The 14,283-nt window shown below is 66.9% G+C and carries 13 protein-coding genes and 1 tRNA gene; 5 read left to right on the top strand and 9 right to left on the bottom strand.

All coding sequences use genetic code 11. The annotated features are described in order from the left end of the window. The first annotated feature begins 59 nt into the window (after nucleotides 1-59). The 3 genes from mmsB to ACQ3HB_RS06430 all read left to right on the top strand — a co-directional run bounded on the left by mmsB (nucleotide 60) and on the right by ACQ3HB_RS06430 (nucleotide 3,292). Nucleotides 60-1,376 (top strand): multiple monosaccharide ABC transporter permease, encoded by a 1,317-nt coding sequence (gene mmsB / locus ACQ3HB_RS06420; protein ID WP_430918930.1) that lies wholly within the window; start codon nucleotides 60-62, stop codon nucleotides 1,374-1,376. Nucleotides 1,377-1,439: 63 nt separating this feature from the next. Then, the gene (locus tag ACQ3HB_RS06425; RefSeq protein ID WP_430918795.1) at nucleotides 1,440-2,543 is read left to right on the top strand and encodes a substrate-binding domain-containing protein; all 1,104 of its coding nucleotides are present in this window, start codon (nucleotides 1,440-1,442) and stop codon (nucleotides 2,541-2,543) included. Between the two features lie 245 nt (nucleotides 2,544-2,788). Beyond that, complete coding sequence (locus tag ACQ3HB_RS06430) at nucleotides 2,789-3,292, top strand: DUF3145 domain-containing protein (RefSeq protein WP_430918797.1); 504 nt, start codon at nucleotides 2,789-2,791, stop codon at nucleotides 3,290-3,292. Nucleotides 3,293-3,520: 228 nt separating this feature from the next. Here ACQ3HB_RS06430 and ACQ3HB_RS06435 read toward each other — a convergent pair whose 3' ends face one another. The 6 genes from ACQ3HB_RS06435 to aceE form a co-directional block, all read right to left on the bottom strand. Then, a complete protein-coding gene (locus ACQ3HB_RS06435) occupies nucleotides 3,521-4,759 on the bottom strand; it encodes a beta-ketoacyl-[acyl-carrier-protein] synthase family protein (protein ID WP_430918798.1) in 1,239 nt (412 codons plus the stop codon). Between the two features lie 93 nt (nucleotides 4,760-4,852). After that, the gene (locus ACQ3HB_RS06440) at nucleotides 4,853-5,101 is read right to left on the bottom strand and encodes an acyl carrier protein (protein WP_430918799.1); all 249 of its coding nucleotides are present in this window, start codon (nucleotides 5,099-5,101) and stop codon (nucleotides 4,853-4,855) included. 68 nt (nucleotides 5,102-5,169) lie between these two features. Next, nucleotides 5,170-6,174, bottom strand: coding sequence for a beta-ketoacyl-ACP synthase III (locus ACQ3HB_RS06445; protein WP_430918801.1), 1,005 nt, complete (start codon nucleotides 6,172-6,174; stop codon nucleotides 5,170-5,172). Nucleotides 6,175-6,192: 18 nt separating this feature from the next. Beyond that, the gene (locus tag ACQ3HB_RS06450; protein WP_430918802.1) at nucleotides 6,193-7,113 is read right to left on the bottom strand and encodes an ACP S-malonyltransferase; all 921 of its coding nucleotides are present in this window, start codon (nucleotides 7,111-7,113) and stop codon (nucleotides 6,193-6,195) included. 148 nt (nucleotides 7,114-7,261) lie between these two features. Next, nucleotides 7,262-8,458 (bottom strand): PucR family transcriptional regulator, encoded by a 1,197-nt coding sequence (locus ACQ3HB_RS06455; RefSeq protein WP_430918804.1) that lies wholly within the window; start codon nucleotides 8,456-8,458, stop codon nucleotides 7,262-7,264. 16 nt (nucleotides 8,459-8,474) lie between these two features. Then, complete coding sequence (gene aceE / locus ACQ3HB_RS06460; RefSeq protein ID WP_430918805.1) at nucleotides 8,475-11,201, bottom strand: pyruvate dehydrogenase (acetyl-transferring), homodimeric type; 2,727 nt, start codon at nucleotides 11,199-11,201, stop codon at nucleotides 8,475-8,477. 289 nt (nucleotides 11,202-11,490) lie between these two features. Between aceE and ACQ3HB_RS06465 the strand changes: the two genes are divergently transcribed. Next, complete coding sequence (locus tag ACQ3HB_RS06465) at nucleotides 11,491-11,961, top strand: peroxiredoxin (RefSeq protein ID WP_430918807.1); 471 nt, start codon at nucleotides 11,491-11,493, stop codon at nucleotides 11,959-11,961. A gap of 70 nt (nucleotides 11,962-12,031) precedes the next feature. On the opposite strand, the gene ACQ3HB_RS06470 is transcribed toward ACQ3HB_RS06465, so the two are convergent. The 3 genes from ACQ3HB_RS06470 to ACQ3HB_RS06480 all read right to left on the bottom strand — a co-directional run bounded on the left by ACQ3HB_RS06470 (nucleotide 12,032) and on the right by ACQ3HB_RS06480 (nucleotide 14,075). After that, nucleotides 12,032-12,541 (bottom strand): hypothetical protein, encoded by a 510-nt coding sequence (locus ACQ3HB_RS06470; RefSeq protein WP_430918809.1) that lies wholly within the window; start codon nucleotides 12,539-12,541, stop codon nucleotides 12,032-12,034. 176 nt (nucleotides 12,542-12,717) lie between these two features. Next, entirely contained in the window at nucleotides 12,718-13,266 is a 549-nt protein-coding gene (locus tag ACQ3HB_RS06475) for a dihydrofolate reductase (RefSeq protein ID WP_430918810.1), read from the bottom strand. Continuing rightward, a complete protein-coding gene (locus tag ACQ3HB_RS06480) occupies nucleotides 13,263-14,075 on the bottom strand; it encodes a thymidylate synthase (RefSeq protein WP_430918812.1) in 813 nt (270 codons plus the stop codon). The genes ACQ3HB_RS06475 and ACQ3HB_RS06480 overlap by 4 nt, the downstream gene beginning before the upstream one ends. A gap of 134 nt (nucleotides 14,076-14,209) precedes the next feature. Between ACQ3HB_RS06480 and ACQ3HB_RS06485 the strand changes: the two genes are divergently transcribed. Further along, nucleotides 14,210-14,282, top strand: a tRNA-Val gene (locus ACQ3HB_RS06485). Nucleotide 14,283 lies beyond the last annotated feature (1 nt).

Raw genomic sequence — 14,283 nt, forward strand, 5'->3', positions numbered from 1 at the left:
TGAGTGACACCAGTGCAACGCCCGTGAAGAAGCGGGGTTCGATCAAGGACCTGGGCAAGATGTTCGGATCGGGCACATCAAACGCCCGCCAGTTCGGCATCCTGTTCAGCCTGATCGCGATCGTCGTCCTGTTCGAGATCCTGACCGATGGCCTGACGCTCTCGCCCGGGAACCTGATCAACCTCGTCAGCCAGTACTCCTACATCCTGATCCTCGCGATCGGCATGGTGATGGTGATCATCGCCGGCCACATCGACCTCTCGGTCGGTTCGGTCGCCGCCTTCACCGGCATCCTCGTCGCCCTCGCGATGCAGGACTGGCACTTCCCCTGGCCCGTAGCCATCCTCTACGGCCTCGTCATCGGCGCCCTCATCGGCGCGTGGCAGGGCATGTGGGTCGCGTTCGTCGGGGTCCCCGCCTTCATCGTGACCCTCGCGGGCATGCTGATCTTCCGCGGTGGCAACCAGTTCTTCGGCAACGCCGACACCGTGCCAGTCCCCGACGGCTTCACGTCCATCGGCGCCGGATACCTGCCGGAGGTCGGCCCGGACACCGGGTACAACAACCTCACGCTGCTCCTCGGCCTCCTCATCGCCGCGGCCGTCGTCTGGAACGAGTGGCGCGCTCGTCGTACGCAGCGCACCATGGGCTCCGAGCAGGCGCCGCTGTGGGTCAGCATCGTCAAGATCGTCGTCCTCGTCGCCCTCATCATCTTCGTGACCTTCCTGTTCGCAGGCGGCCGCGTCGGAACGAGCTTCCCGATCTCCGGTCTGATCCTCGGCGTCCTGGTGCTCGCCTACGCGTTCCTCACGAAGAACACGATCTTTGGCCGTCACATCTACGCCGTCGGCGGCAACAAGCACGCAGCTGAACTCTCCGGTGTGAGCTCACGTCGCATCAACTTCCTCGTCATGATGAACATGTCGATCCTGGCCTCGCTGGCCGGCATGATCTTCGTGGCCCGTTCGCAGGCCTCCGGCCCGCAGGACGGCCTCGGCTGGGAGCTCGACGCGATCGCCGCAGTCTTCATCGGTGGAGCAGCCGTCTCCGGTGGCATCGGAACCGTCGCCGGCTCGATCATCGGTGGTCTCGTGATGGCCGTCCTCAACAACGGCCTGCAGCTGCTCGGCGTCGGCGCCGACCGGGTGCAGATCATCAAGGGCCTCGTGCTCCTCATCGCCGTCGGCCTCGACGTCTGGAACAAGACGCAGGGCCGCCCGTCGCTCATCGGCTTCATGACGAAACGCCGTGGCACCGATGCCGGGACCGCCGCGGAAGCGGCGAAGGAGCCCGTGCTCATCTCGTCCGCCGACGACATCATCCCCGAAGGTGGCACTCCGGACTCGGCTCGTCCGCCGGCCGTCACCCCCAACTGACCTTCCACCGAGCATTCCGCTCACGACACACTGCACCACAACACAGAGAGAAAGTACTCAACGATGAAGAAAATCCTTCTCGCGACCACGGCACTCGCCGCCGTCGCAGCGCTCGCCCTCTCGGGCTGCTCCTCGCGCGACGCGGGCAGCGGTTCCAGCTCGTCCGGTGAGGCGTCCGGCTTCGCGGCCGATTCGCTCATCGGTGTCGCACTCCCGTCGAAGACGTCGGAGAACTGGGTTCTGGCCGGCGGCCTCTTCGAAGACGGCCTCAAGAAGGCCGGTTTCAAGGGGGACGTCCAGTACGCCGGTGCGAGCACGACGGTCAAGGACCAGCAGGACCAGATCTCGTCCATGATCACCAAGGGCGCCAAGGTCATCGTCATCGGTGCCGCCGATGGTGGACAGCTCGCCACGCAGGCCAAGGCGGCTCACGACGCCGGTGCCGTCGTCATCGCATACGACCGACTCATCCTCAACACGGAGAACGTCGACTACTACGTCGCATACGACAACTTCAAGGTCGGCGAGCTCCAGGGTCAGGCCCTGCTCGACGGCATGAAGGCGAAGAAGGCCACCGGCCCGTACACGATCGAGCTCTTCTCGGGTTCCTCGGACGACGCCAACTCGAAGGTCTTCTTCGACGGCGCCATGAGCGTCCTGCAGCCGGCCATCGACAAGGGCGACGTCGTCGTCGGCTCCGGCCAGACGGACATCAAGCAGACGGCAACCGCCGGCTGGAAGGCTGAGAACGCACAGAGCCGCATGGACTCGCTGCTGACCAGCACGTACGGCTCGAAGGAGCTCGACGGCGTCCTGTCGCCGAACGACACCCTGGCCCGCGCCATCATCACCTCGGTGAAGGCCGCTGGAAAGAGCATCCCGATCGTCACCGGTCAGGACTCCGAAGTCGAGTCCGTCAAGTCGATCATGGCCGGCGAGCAGTACTCGACGATCAACAAGGACACCCGTGCCCTCGTCGACCAGGCCATCAAGATGACGCAGCAGCTCCAGAAGGGCGAGAAGGTCGACGTCAACGACGACAAGTCGTACGACAACGGCAAGAAGATCGTCCCCGCGTACCTCCTCGCACCGGTCATCGTGACCAAGGAGAACGCAGCTGAGGCATACGCGAACGACCCGACGCTCGAACCGCTCACCAAGCAGTAACGAACGCGGATCGCTCTCGATCCACTCCAGCGGCCCGGGCGTCTGACGCCCGGGCCGCTGTTTCGTTTCCGGGAGGGGCGACCGAGGCGCGGCGAATCACACCCGTGTGATCACATGCTTGTGATTTCCCGGAATGCTGGGGCATAATGCTCCTAACGGCGGGAGCCGAAGAATTTCATACTGTCGTTGGCAACATCGCTGCGGGGTCGTTGGGGAAGACGTACCCAGAGCAAGCGGAGGAAGCCATGTCGACAACATTGACGAGGGGCGTGCTCTACGTGCACTCCTCACCACGAGCGTTGTGCCCGCACTTGGAGTGGGCAGCAGGACGCGCCATCGGGCGCGCCGTGAACTTCACGTGGGAGAACCAGCCGGTGCTTCGCGGCGCACAGCGCGCGGAGTTCTTCTGGGAGGGCCCGCACGGCACCGGCGCAGCCATCGCGTCGGCTCTGCGCGGCTGGGAGCACTTGCGCTACGAAGTGAGCGAGGACCCGTCGAACGGCAACGACGGCGCCAGATGGATGCACACGCCCGATCTGGGCATCTTCTACGCCCAGACGGACAGCGTCGGGAACATCGTCATCCCCGAAGACCGCATCCGCTACGCGATGGAGGTCGCCGCCGGCAACATGGACGAGCTGCAGCGCGAACTGCGCGTGGCGCTCGGGCAGGCCTGGGACGACGAACTCGAAGCGTTCCGCCACGCCAGCGACGACACGTCCGTCGTCTGGCTCCACAACGTCGGTTGACTCCGACGGCGCCTCGGCCGAGAGCCGACGCGCGCGTCACCGATCCACAACTGAACACCGGTACAGGTTGAGGGGCGGCGTGGACCGCGCCGGTCGGCGGCATCCCCGGCTGGCGTGATGACGAAGCACCGACACCTGAATGCACGAAGACCCCGGCGGGAACGGCTTCCCGTGCCGGGGTCTTCGTGTGCGTGCGTGCACGACCGGTTCGAACCGGCCCTGGCGGTCCTAGACGCTGCGGAGTGCGACGACGGCGTTGTGGCCGCCGAAGCCGAACGAGTTGCTGATGGCCAGCAAGTCACCCGTGCCGAGGTCGCGGGGCTCCGTGACGACGTCGAGCGGGATCTCGGGATCCTGGTGCTCGAGGTTGATCGTCGGGGGAGCGACGCGCTCGTACAGTGACAGAGCCGTGAACGCCGCTTCGATCGCACCCGCGCCGCCCAGGAGGTGGCCGGTGGACGCCTTCGTGGCCGTCACCGAGATGGAGTCGAGGTGGTCGCCGAAGACGCGACGGAGCGCGTTGTACTCGGCGATGTCGCCGACGGGCGTGCTCGTCGCGTGCGCGTTCACGTGCACGACATCCTCGAGCGAGTACCCGACGTTCTCGACGGCTGCGCGCATCGCCCGCGCCGCTGCGGAACCCTCGGGGTCCGGGGCGGTGATGTGGTACGCGTCACTCGTCACCGCGCCGCCGAGGAGCTCGGCGTAGATGCGGGCGCCACGAGCCTTGGCGTGCTCCTCCGTCTCGACGATGAGCGCTGCCGCGCCCTCACCGAGGACGAAGCCGTCACGGTCGACGTCGTAGGGCCGTGAGGCGATCGACGGGTCGTCGTTGCGCTTCGAGAGCGCCTGCATCGCCGCGAAGGACGCGAGCGGGAGCGGGTGGATGGCGGCTTCCGAGCCACCGGCCACGACGATGTCGGCGAGGCCGGCCTGGATGTGGTCGTAGGCGTTCGCGAGGGACTCGGTGCTCGATGCGCACGCGGACACGACGGTCCGCTCGCCGCCCCGGGCGCCGAGGTCCATGCCGATGGCCGCTGCGGGGCCGTTCGGCATGAGCATGGGAACGGTCATGGGGAGGACGCGGCGCGGACCGCGCTCACGGAGCGTGTCCCAGGCGTCCAGGAGCGTCCAGACGCCGCCGATGCCCGTGGCCCAGTCGACGAGCAGCCGCTCGGGGTCGACCTCGGGGGCTCCGGCGTCCTGCCAGGCCTCACGCGCGGCGATGAGGGCGAACTGGCTCGACGGGTCGAGGCGCTTGGTCTCGATGCGCTGCAGCACGTCGGCGGCGGGAACCGCTGCCTGGGCTGCGAAGTGGACGGGCAGTTCGTAGGTCTTGGCCCACTCCTGCTCGAGGGAACTGGCACCAGACACGCCGCCGAGCAGGTTCTTCCAGGTGTCCTGCGTCGTGCCGCCGAGCGGCGACGTGATGCCGATTCCGGTGATGACGATACGTTTCGCGGTCATTGAATCACACTCTCTGTGGGTGAAGGAGCACAGCACGTCCATCGGGTCGGTCGACGGTTGGACACCGGACCGACCCGACGGACGGAGGGCTGACTAGTTCTGAGCCTTGACGATGAAGTCGACGGCGTCGCCGACGGTCTTCAGGTTCTTGACTTCCTCGTCCGGGATCTTCACGTCGAACTTCTCCTCGGCGTTGACGACGATCGTCATCATGGAGATCGAGTCGATGTCGAGGTCGTCGGTGAAGGACTTGTCCAGCTCGACGGTGTCGGTCGCGATGCCGGTCTCGTCATTGATGAGCTCGGCCAGGCCGGCGAGGACTTCTTCGGTGGACAATGCCATGGTTTTTCTCCTTGAGTGTGTTTGACCGTAGTCGAGTGTAGTCGGGTCGGGCCTTCGGCCCGGGGACCTTAGGGAAGGACGACGACCTGCGCGCCGAAGACGAGGCCGGCGCCGAAACCGATCTGGAGCGCGAGGCCCCCGCTCAGTTCGGGGTGGCCCTGCAGGAGACGGTGGGTCGCCAGGGGGATGGAAGCGGCAGAGGTGTTACCGGTGGTCTCGATGTCGCGGGCGATGATGACGCTCTCCGGCAGTTTCAGCTGCTTGGCGAATTCATCGACGATGCGCATGTTGGCCTGGTGGGGAATGAAAGCGGACAGGTCGTCCGCCGTGACGCCGGCGACTTCGAGAGCCTCCTTGGCGACCTTCGCCATCTCCCAGACCGCCCAGCGGAAGACCGTCTGGCCCTCTTGGCGCAGCGTCGGCCACGGGGCGGTGCCGTCGCGGAATTCCACGAGCGTGCCGTTCATGCCGACGGCGTCGGCCTTCGAGCCGTCCGAGCCCCACACGGTGGGGGAGATCGCGGGCGTCTCGCTCGGGCCGATGATCGCGGCGCCTGCGCCGTCGCCGAGCAGGAACGAGATCGAGCGGTCGGTCGGTTCGACGATGTCGGACAGCTTCTCCGCGCCGATGACGAGCGCGTAGTGGGCAACGCCGGCGCGAATCAGCGCGTCAGCCTGGGCCACCGCGTACGCATAGCCGGCGCAGGCCGCGTTGAGGTCGTACGCCGCCGCGGGGTTGGCGCCGACGCGGTCCGCGACGACGGCAGCCATCGAAGGCGTCTGCTGCACGTTGCTGATCGTCGCGATCAGGACGAGGTCGATCTGCTCCGGGGCGATGCCGGAGGTCTCGATCGCTTCCTTGGCGGCCGCGGTTGCGAGGTCGGTCGCCGAGACGCCGGCGGAAGCGCGGGTGCGCGTGACGATGCCCGTGCGCTGCTGGATCCACTCATCGGAGGAGTTGATCGGGCCGACGAGGTCGTCGTTGGGGACGCTCAAGTCGCCGCGAGCAGCACCGAACGCGAGGATTCGAGTGAATTCAGGCCCGCGGGACTGCTTGAGGGTGGGTGTTGACATCTGCAGGTCTCCGTCTGACTAGCTGTGCTGTGCGATGAGGTCGAGCGCGGCGGGGAGGTCGTCGGGGGTCTTGATGGCCACCGTCGGCACCCCCTTCAGCCCACGACGCGCGAGACCGACGAGTGCACCGGCCGGTGCGAGCTCGATCAGGCCCGTGATGCCGGAAGCCGCGAACGACTCCATGCACAGATCCCAGCGTACCGGCGAGGCGACCTGGCCGATCATGAGCTCGAAGAAGTCGGCGCCGGACTCGACGACACCGCCGTCGTGGTTCGTCCAGATGCGGAGCGAGGGGTCCGTGGGGGCGACCGTGCGGCCGGCCTTCGCCAGCCAGTCGCGTGCTGGTTCCATGTAGCGCGTGTGGAAGGCGCCGGCCACCTGCAGTGGGATGACGCGAGTGCCCTTGAGGGGCTCGTCCGCGAGGCGCGCGAGGGCGTCGAGGGCGCCGGCGACGACGATCTGGCCGCCACCGTTGTAGTTGGCCGGCTCGAGGCCGAGCGTCTGCACGTGGGCGACGACCTCGTCCTGGTCGCCGCCGAGGACGGCGCACATCCCCGTCGGGGTCGCTGCCGCAGCCTCCGCCATGGCGACGGCGCGCTCGCTCACGAAGCTCATGGCATCGGCGTCGGTGAGGATTCCCGCACCGTAGGCAGCTGTGATCTCGCCGACGGAATGGCCGGCGATGCCGCCGAACGCGTCGGGGGCGGCCTCGGCCCGGAGGGCGTTCAGCGCGATGATGCCGGCGGCGACGATGAGCGGCTGGGCGACGGCCGTGTTGCGGATGGTCTCCGCATCGGAGACGGTGCCGTGCTTGGCGAGGTCGAGGCCGGCCTCGTCGGAGAACCGCTCGATGGCTTCACGCGCCGAAGCGTCCGTGAGCCACGGATCGAGGAAACCTGGGGTCTGAGAGCCCTGACCAGGGCAAGCGATGACGATCACCGTCTTAGTCTGCCAATCACTCGGGCGGGAGAGGTGGAGAGATTCCACGAAGTATCCCGGATTCGTTTGTGCATGTCGCACAATTGGAGGGTGTTCCGCGGTTCCGGGCGGCCGAAACGACGTGAGTCGGAAGCCCCGAGCGGAGCGCTCAGGAGGTGATGCGTCTCCGTGTCGGCTCCGGCTCGGCGATCGAACCGAGGATGAGCGCGGCCTGGAGGATGAGCGATTCGCGTGCGCCCGTCGCATCCCAGCCGATGACGTCCGAGACGCGCTTCAATCGGTAGCGGACGGTGTTGGGGTGCACGAAGAGTTCCCGAGCCGTCGCTTCGAGCGAGCGGCCGTTGTCGAGGTAGCACCAGAGCGTGGTGACGAGCTCCGCGGAATAGGCCTTGAGCGGGCGGTACACGCGTTCGATGAGGGTGGCCTTCGCGAGCGGGTCGCCGGCGAGGGCGCGCTCGGGGAGGAGATCGTCCGCCGCGACGGGGCGGGGCGCGTGACGCCACGACCTCGCGACGGCGAAGCCCGCGAGTGCCGCTCGAGCGCTCCGCGACGCTTCGATGAGCGAGGGGACCGTGTGGCCGAGCACGAGGTGACCGGCGCCGAAGCCGTGTTCGAGCCGGGTGGCGATCGCCATGAAGCTCAGTTGCTCTGCTGCCTGCTCCTCCGGCTCGGCGCCGGGGAGTTCTGCACGACCGAGGACGAGCACGAGCCGGTTGCCCTGTACGCCGATGAGCACGTCGGCGTCGAGGTGCCGTGCGGTGCGACGCAGCATGTCGACGTCGAGGATCTTCGGCGTCGTCCCGACGAGCACGCACGCTTCGCCATGACCGTGCCAGCCGAGCGCAGCGATCCGGCTCGGGAGCTCGTCGTCGGCTTCACCGCTCAGGATGGAATCGACGACGAGCGCCTCGAGACGGGCGTCCCACAGGCCACGGGCCTCCGCGGCGCGTGCGTACACGTCGGCGGAGGCGAACGCGATGTCACGCGAGTACAGCAGGATCGCCTCACGGAGATCGACGCTGCCGGACGCGACCCGCTCCTCGACGACCTCGACGGTCACCTTGATCAGCTGCAGCGTCTGCTGGAGGCTGACGGAACGGAGCAGCTCACGAGGAGCCGCCCCGAACACGTCTGCCGCGATCCACGGCGTCGACCGCGGGTCGTCGTACCAGGAGATGAACGAACTGATGCCGGCCTGCGCCACGAGACCGACCGCCGAACGGCGGCCGGGCGGCATCTCCGCATACCAGGGGAGCGTGTCCTCCAGGCGCTTGAGGGTCGCCGTCGCCAGCTCGCCGGAGATCCGGCGCAGCCAGTCGAGCGTCTCTGCTTTCGTCTTCGTCACGGTGTGCGTGTGTGGATCAGCTCTCGCCACCCGCGTTGCCGGTGGTGCCGGCGTTCACGTCGTGGAGACGGTACTTCTCGATCGCCTGGTGCGGCAGGCTCGAGTCGACCTCGCCGCGGGCAGCGAGCTGCTGCAGGGCGCGGACGACGAGAGACGGGCCGTCGATCTTGAAGTAGCGACGAGCTGCCGCACGGGTGTCCGAGAAACCGAAGTCGTCGGCGCCGAGCGTCGCGAAGTCGCCCGGGACGAACTGACGGATCTGGTCGGGCACGGCGTGCATGTGGTCGGTTACGGCGACGAAGGGCCCACGGGCGCCTTCGAGCTTCGTCGTGAGGTACGGCACACGACGCTCCTCCTGCGGGTACAGGAAGTTGTGCTCGTCGGCCGCGAGACCGTCGCGACGCAGCTCGGTCCAGCTCGTGACGCTCCAGACATCGGCCGAGACGCCCCAGTCGTTCGCGAGGAGCTGCTGCGCTTCGAGCGCCCACGGGACCGCGACGCCGGAAGCCATGAGCTGGGCCTTGGGTCCGTGCTCTCCGCCCTCGCTGATGCGGTGGATGCCGCGCACGATGCCGTCGACGTCCACGTTCTCCGGTTCGACCGGCATGACCATCGGCTCGTTGTACACCGTGAGGTAGTACATGACGTTCGGGTCCTCGTGGTTGCCGCCGTACATGCGCTCGAGGCCGGCACGCACGATGCGCGCGATCTCGTAGCCGTAGGCGGGATCGTACGAGACGACTGCCGGGTTGGTCGAGGCGAGGAGCAGCGAGTGGCCGTCGGCGTGCTGCAGGCCCTCACCCGTGAGGGTGGTGCGGCCGGCGGTGGCGCCGATCATGAAGCCACGTGTCATCTGGTCGCCTGCGGCCCAGATGGCGTCAGCGGTCCGCTGGAAGCCGAACATCGAGTAGAAGACGTAGACCGGGATGAGCGGTTCGCCCTGCACCGAGTACGACGTTCCGAGGGCGGAGAACGCAGCCATCGCGCCGGCCTCGTTGATGCCGACGTGGACGATCTGACCCTGCGGGCTCTCCTTGTAGGCGAGGAGCAGTTCGCGGTCCACCGAGGTGTAGTGCTGACCGTTCGGGTTGTAGATCTTCGCGCTCGGGAAGAACGCGTCCATGCCGAAGGTACGAGCCTCGTCCGGGATGACGGGCACGATGCGGTGACCGAAGTCCTTGGCGCGGAGGAGGTCCTTGAGCAGCCGGACGAACGCCATGGTCGTGGCGATCTCCTGCGTTCCGGAGCCCTTCTTGGCCTGTGCGTACGCGGAGTCGTCCGGCAGGTTGACCTGCTCGTACTTGCTGCGACGCTCGGGGAGGTACCCGCCGAGCGCACGGCGACGCTCGTGCATGTACTGGATCGCCTCGTCGTTCTCGCCGGGGTGGTAGTACGGCGGGAGGTACGGGTTCTCTTCGAGCTGCGAGTCCGTGATCGGGATGCGCATCGTGTCGCGGAACGTCTTGAGGTTGTCGAGCGTCATCTTCTTCATCTGGTGGGTCGCGTTGCGGCCCTCGAAGTTCGGCCCCAGGCCGTAGCCCTTGATGGTGTGGGCCAGGATGACGGTCGGCTGACCCTTGTGCTCGGCTGCAGCCTTGAACGCTGCGTAGACCTTGCGGTAGTCGTGGCCGCCTCGCTTGAGGTTCCAGACCTGCTCGTCGCTGTAGTCCTCGACGAGCTTCCGGGCGCGCTCGTCGCGGCCGAAGAAGTTCTCGCGGACGTACGCGCCGTCTTCCGTCTTGTACGTCTGGAAGTCGCCGTCGGGCGTGACGTTCATGAGGTTGAGGAGCGCGCCGTCGGTGTCGCGGTTGAGGAGTTCATCCCACTCGCGGCCCCAGATGACCTTGATGACGTTCCAGCCGGCGCCACGGAAGAAGCTCTCGAGCTCCTGGATGATCTTGCCGTTGCCGCGGACCGGTCCGTCGAGCCGCTGCAGGTTGCAGTTGATCACGAAGTTCAGGTTGTCGAGGCCTTCGTTGGCGGCGACCTGCAGCTGACCGCGGCTCTCGACCTCGTCCATCTCGCCGTCGCCGAGGAACGCCCAGACCTGCTGGTCGCTCGCATCCTTGATGCCGCGGTTGGTGAGGTACTTCGCGAGGTGCGCCTGATAGATCGCGTTGATCGGGCCGAGGCCCATCGACACGGTCGGGAACTGCCAGAACTCCGGCATGAGGCGCGGGTGCGGGTAGGAGGACAGGCCGTTGGGGCCGTGCGACTTCTCCTGACGGAAGCCGTCGAGCTGGTCCGTCGACAGGCGGCCTTCGAGGAATGCGCGTGCGTAGGTGCCGGGGGAGGCGTGACCCTGGATGTAGACCTGGTCGCCGCCGCCCGCGTGGTCCTGCCCGCGGAAGAAGTGGTTGAAGCCGACCTCGTACAGCGCTGCAGAGGAGGCGTAGGTGGAGATGTGGCCGCCGACACCGATGCCGGGGCGCTGTGCGCGGTGCACCGTGATCGCGGCGTTCCACCTGATCCAGGCGCGGTACCGGCGCTCGAGGTCTTCGTCGCCGGGGAAGTCGGGTTCGTTCTCCGCGGCGATGGTGTTGATGTAGTCCGTGGTCGGAACCATCGGAACACCGAGGTGCAGCTCCTTCGAGCGCTTCAAGAGGCTCAACATGACGTCGCGGCCACGGCCACGACCACGTTCGTCAACGAGGGCGTCGAGGGATTCCTGCCACTCCGACGTCTCCTCAGGATCGGCGTCTACGTGGTTGGACGAGTATGGATCCTGGTCGTGAACAGTCACCGTCGACCTTTCTCTCGTGGCAGATCGTGCCTGGTTGTGTGGTGAACGCTGTGCGCCCCGGGTACGGGCGCGTGCCATCTTTCAGCCTATCCGAGTACCTCGATGATTCGTGACCATCTCGATGTGCTCGCGGTCTGGTTGCGCCCTGCGCACCGTTCCGCACGCTGCAGGCGAACCGCGCGTCCAAAGGTTGGTGCGCGTTCCTGGCGGGGTTAGGATGTCTGATCGGATCGGACCATTCACCCGTTGGCCGTTCCGGATGCAGGCGCATCCGCCTGAAAGGACAGCAATGGCACTCGAGAACGACACACAGGCCCCCGATTTCGAACTGGCGAACCAGTTCGGGGAGCTGATCAGACTCAGTGAGTTCCGCGGCAAGACCAACGTCGCACTCGTCTTCTTCCCCCTCGCGTTCTCCGGAACGTGCACGGGCGAGCTGTGCGAGCTGCGCGACAACCTCGGCCTCTTCACGCACGACGACGTGACCCTCCTCGGCATCTCGGTCGACTCGAAGCACACGCTCCGGGCGTGGGCGACGCAGGAGCAGTACAACTTCTCGCTCCTCGCCGACTTCTGGCCCCACGGCCAGGTCGCCAAGGAGTACGGCGTCTTCCTGCCGGAGAAGGGTTTCGCGAACCGCGCGACCTTCCTCATCGACAAGCAGGGCATCATCCGTGAGAGCTTCATCACGGCCCCCGGCGAAGCACGCTCGATCGCGGCCTACCGTGCCGCGCTCGAGGACATGAAGCAGCCCGCCTAGCAGCGCGATGCGCTCGCGCACGCGCGGTGCAGCGCCGCGAGCGCAGTGCCGACACGACCCGCGCTCGACGTCACACGGCGGGCGGGATCGGCAGCGGTTCCGCGAACCGCGGCGGATTCGTCACGAGGGCGATTGCATCGGCCTTCGTGAGGTTCGTCGGGAAGTTGAACCGGCCGAACCTCCCCTGCGGATCCTCCCTCGCGACCGGCATCCGGATGTCCGACCGCTCGACGATCTCCAGCAGTGCGCGTGATTCCGAATCGCTCAGGGGCTGTTCGTCCTGATCCCGGAGGTTCACCGCTGCCCGCAGCCCGGCACCGTCCTCCAGGACGAGGCTGATCGTTCGCTTCTTCGGGGTCGAAGCCACGAGGATGTGCGCCGTCGACAGATCCTCGAACGCTACGGTCCGATGCCCCGCCCGTAATCGGCCATCTGCGAGATTGACGACGACCTGCGGATGGCGGAGCCGTCCGATGACCGGGATGGCGCCGAGGGCGATAGTGGGAACACCCAGGATGATCACGATCCGCATCCAAAACGGCATCCAGTCGAACACGCGCAGCGCGATCAGAATGAGCAAGCTCGTCTGGCTGAGAAACAGCAACACGCCTATCCGCGAGAACAGTGGAACGACGGGTGCGCGACGGAGCGGTAGCCAGCTCGCCGCTTTGTCATCATCACCGCCGACATCATCAGCTGCGCCGTTCCCGTCGGACATGCTCCGATGGTCGCACGCTCTGCGAGGCGACGTGGGGGCTAGCGAGTGTAGTGGAGGAAGCGGTAGGGGATGCCGGACGTGGAGTCCAGCCAGCCGGCTGCCGGTGTCGAGGCTGCGAGGTTCCAGGAGGCGTCCACCGGGGGAGCAGTGGTGTCGCCCGCGACGTCGACGTCGAACTCGGTGACCTGCAACTCCGTGGCGAGAGGGAGCGCCTGGCGGTAGAGCTCGCCGCCGCCGCCGATCCAGCACATGCCGTCCGTCACGAGCGCGAGCGCGTCATCGAGGGAGTGGACGACTTCGGTGCCCTGCGCGGACCAGTCGCGTTGCCGCGTTATCACGATGTTGCGACGGCCGTCGAGCGGACGGAAGCGTGCTGGCAGCGAATCCCATGTCTTCCGACCCATGATCACGGCGCCGCCCATGGTCGTGTCCTTGAAATGAGCGGAGTCCTCCGGCACGCGCCACGGCATCGTTCCGCCTTGGCCGATGACGCCGCCGCGCGCTTGCGCCCAGATCATCGCGATCGTGCGATTCGGCGCATCGGTGATGGCGTCGGGAGCGACGGGCTGTGCGATTCCGCCGCTCATACGGCGACGGCGGCTTTGATGGCCGGGTGGTGCTGGTACCCGACGATCTCGAAGTCGTCGTACTCGACATCGAAGATGCTGTCGCGCTTGACGTTGATGCGCAACTGCGGAGCCGGGTACGGCGCACGCGTGAGCTGCTCGGTGACCTGCTCGATGTGGTTCTCGTAGATGTGGCAATCGCCGCCCGTCCACACGAAGTCGCCGACCTCGAGCCCGACCTCGGCCGCGACGAGGTGTGTGAGGAGGGCGTAGCTCGCGATGTTGAACGGGACGCCGAGGAAGAGGTCCGCGCTCCGCTGGTAGAGCTGGCAGGAGAGCTTTCCGTCGGCGACGTAGAACTGGAAGAGCGCGTGGCACGGCGCGAGGGCCATGTTGGGGATGTCGGCGACGTTCCAGGCCGACACGATGATGCGGCGAGAGTCCGGGTCGGTCCGCAGCTGCTGGAGGATCTGCGAGATCTGGTCGACGTGGCCGCCGTCGGGCGTCGGCCAGGAACGCCACTGCACGCCGTAGACGGGGCCGAGGTCGCCGGTCTCAGGATCGGCCCATTCGTCCCAGATGCTGACGCCGTGCTCCTGCAGCCAGGTCGCGTTGCCGTCGCCGCGGAGGAACCAGAGCAGTTCGTAGGCGATCGACTTCCAATGGACCCGCTTCGTGGTGATGAGCGGGAACCCCTCGGACAGGTCGAAGCGCAGCTGGCGTCCGAAGACGCTGCGGGTGCCCGTGCCGGTGCGGTCCGCTTTGGAGGCGCCGTTCTCCAGGGTGTCGCGGAGGAGGTCTTCGTATGGGGTGGCGATCGTCGTGTCCATCCCCTCGATCGTACGACGAGTGGGGCGTCCGCGAGTCCCTCCACGCGGGGCAAATCGAAGCCGGATCCCGACCGCTCCCGTTCGCGGTGCGGATCGGCATCCGGTAGAGTCGAGCAGTCGTCAGCGACGAGTGAGGGCCTTTAGCTCAGTTGGTAGAGCGCCACGTTTACACCGTGGATGTCATCGGTTCGAGCCCGGTAGGGCCCAC

Source organism: Plantibacter lichenum (assembly GCF_050587525.1).
Lineage (GTDB): Bacteria > Actinomycetota > Actinomycetes > Actinomycetales > Microbacteriaceae > Plantibacter.

What these genes read in the sequence shown, in the direction of transcription:
- mmsB (WP_430918930.1), top strand. Translation starts at nt 60, where the DNA reads ATGTTCGGATCGGGCACATCAAACGCCCGCCAGTTCGGCATCCTGTTC.
- ACQ3HB_RS06425 (WP_430918795.1), top strand. Translation starts at nt 1,440, where the DNA reads ATGAAGAAAATCCTTCTCGCGACCACGGCACTCGCCGCCGTCGCAGCG.
- ACQ3HB_RS06430 (WP_430918797.1), top strand. Translation starts at nt 2,789, where the DNA reads ATGTCGACAACATTGACGAGGGGCGTGCTCTACGTGCACTCCTCACCA.
- ACQ3HB_RS06435 (WP_430918798.1), bottom strand. Translation starts at nt 4,759, where the DNA reads ATGACCGCGAAACGTATCGTCATCACCGGAATCGGCATCACGTCGCCG.
- ACQ3HB_RS06440 (WP_430918799.1), bottom strand. Translation starts at nt 5,101, where the DNA reads ATGGCATTGTCCACCGAAGAAGTCCTCGCCGGCCTGGCCGAGCTCATC.
- ACQ3HB_RS06445 (WP_430918801.1), bottom strand. Translation starts at nt 6,174, where the DNA reads ATGTCAACACCCACCCTCAAGCAGTCCCGCGGGCCTGAATTCACTCGA.
- ACQ3HB_RS06465 (WP_430918807.1), top strand. Translation starts at nt 11,491, where the DNA reads ATGGCACTCGAGAACGACACACAGGCCCCCGATTTCGAACTGGCGAAC.
- ACQ3HB_RS06475 (WP_430918810.1), bottom strand. Translation starts at nt 13,266, where the DNA reads ATGAGCGGCGGAATCGCACAGCCCGTCGCTCCCGACGCCATCACCGAT.
- ACQ3HB_RS06480 (WP_430918812.1), bottom strand. Translation starts at nt 14,075, where the DNA reads ATGGACACGACGATCGCCACCCCATACGAAGACCTCCTCCGCGACACC.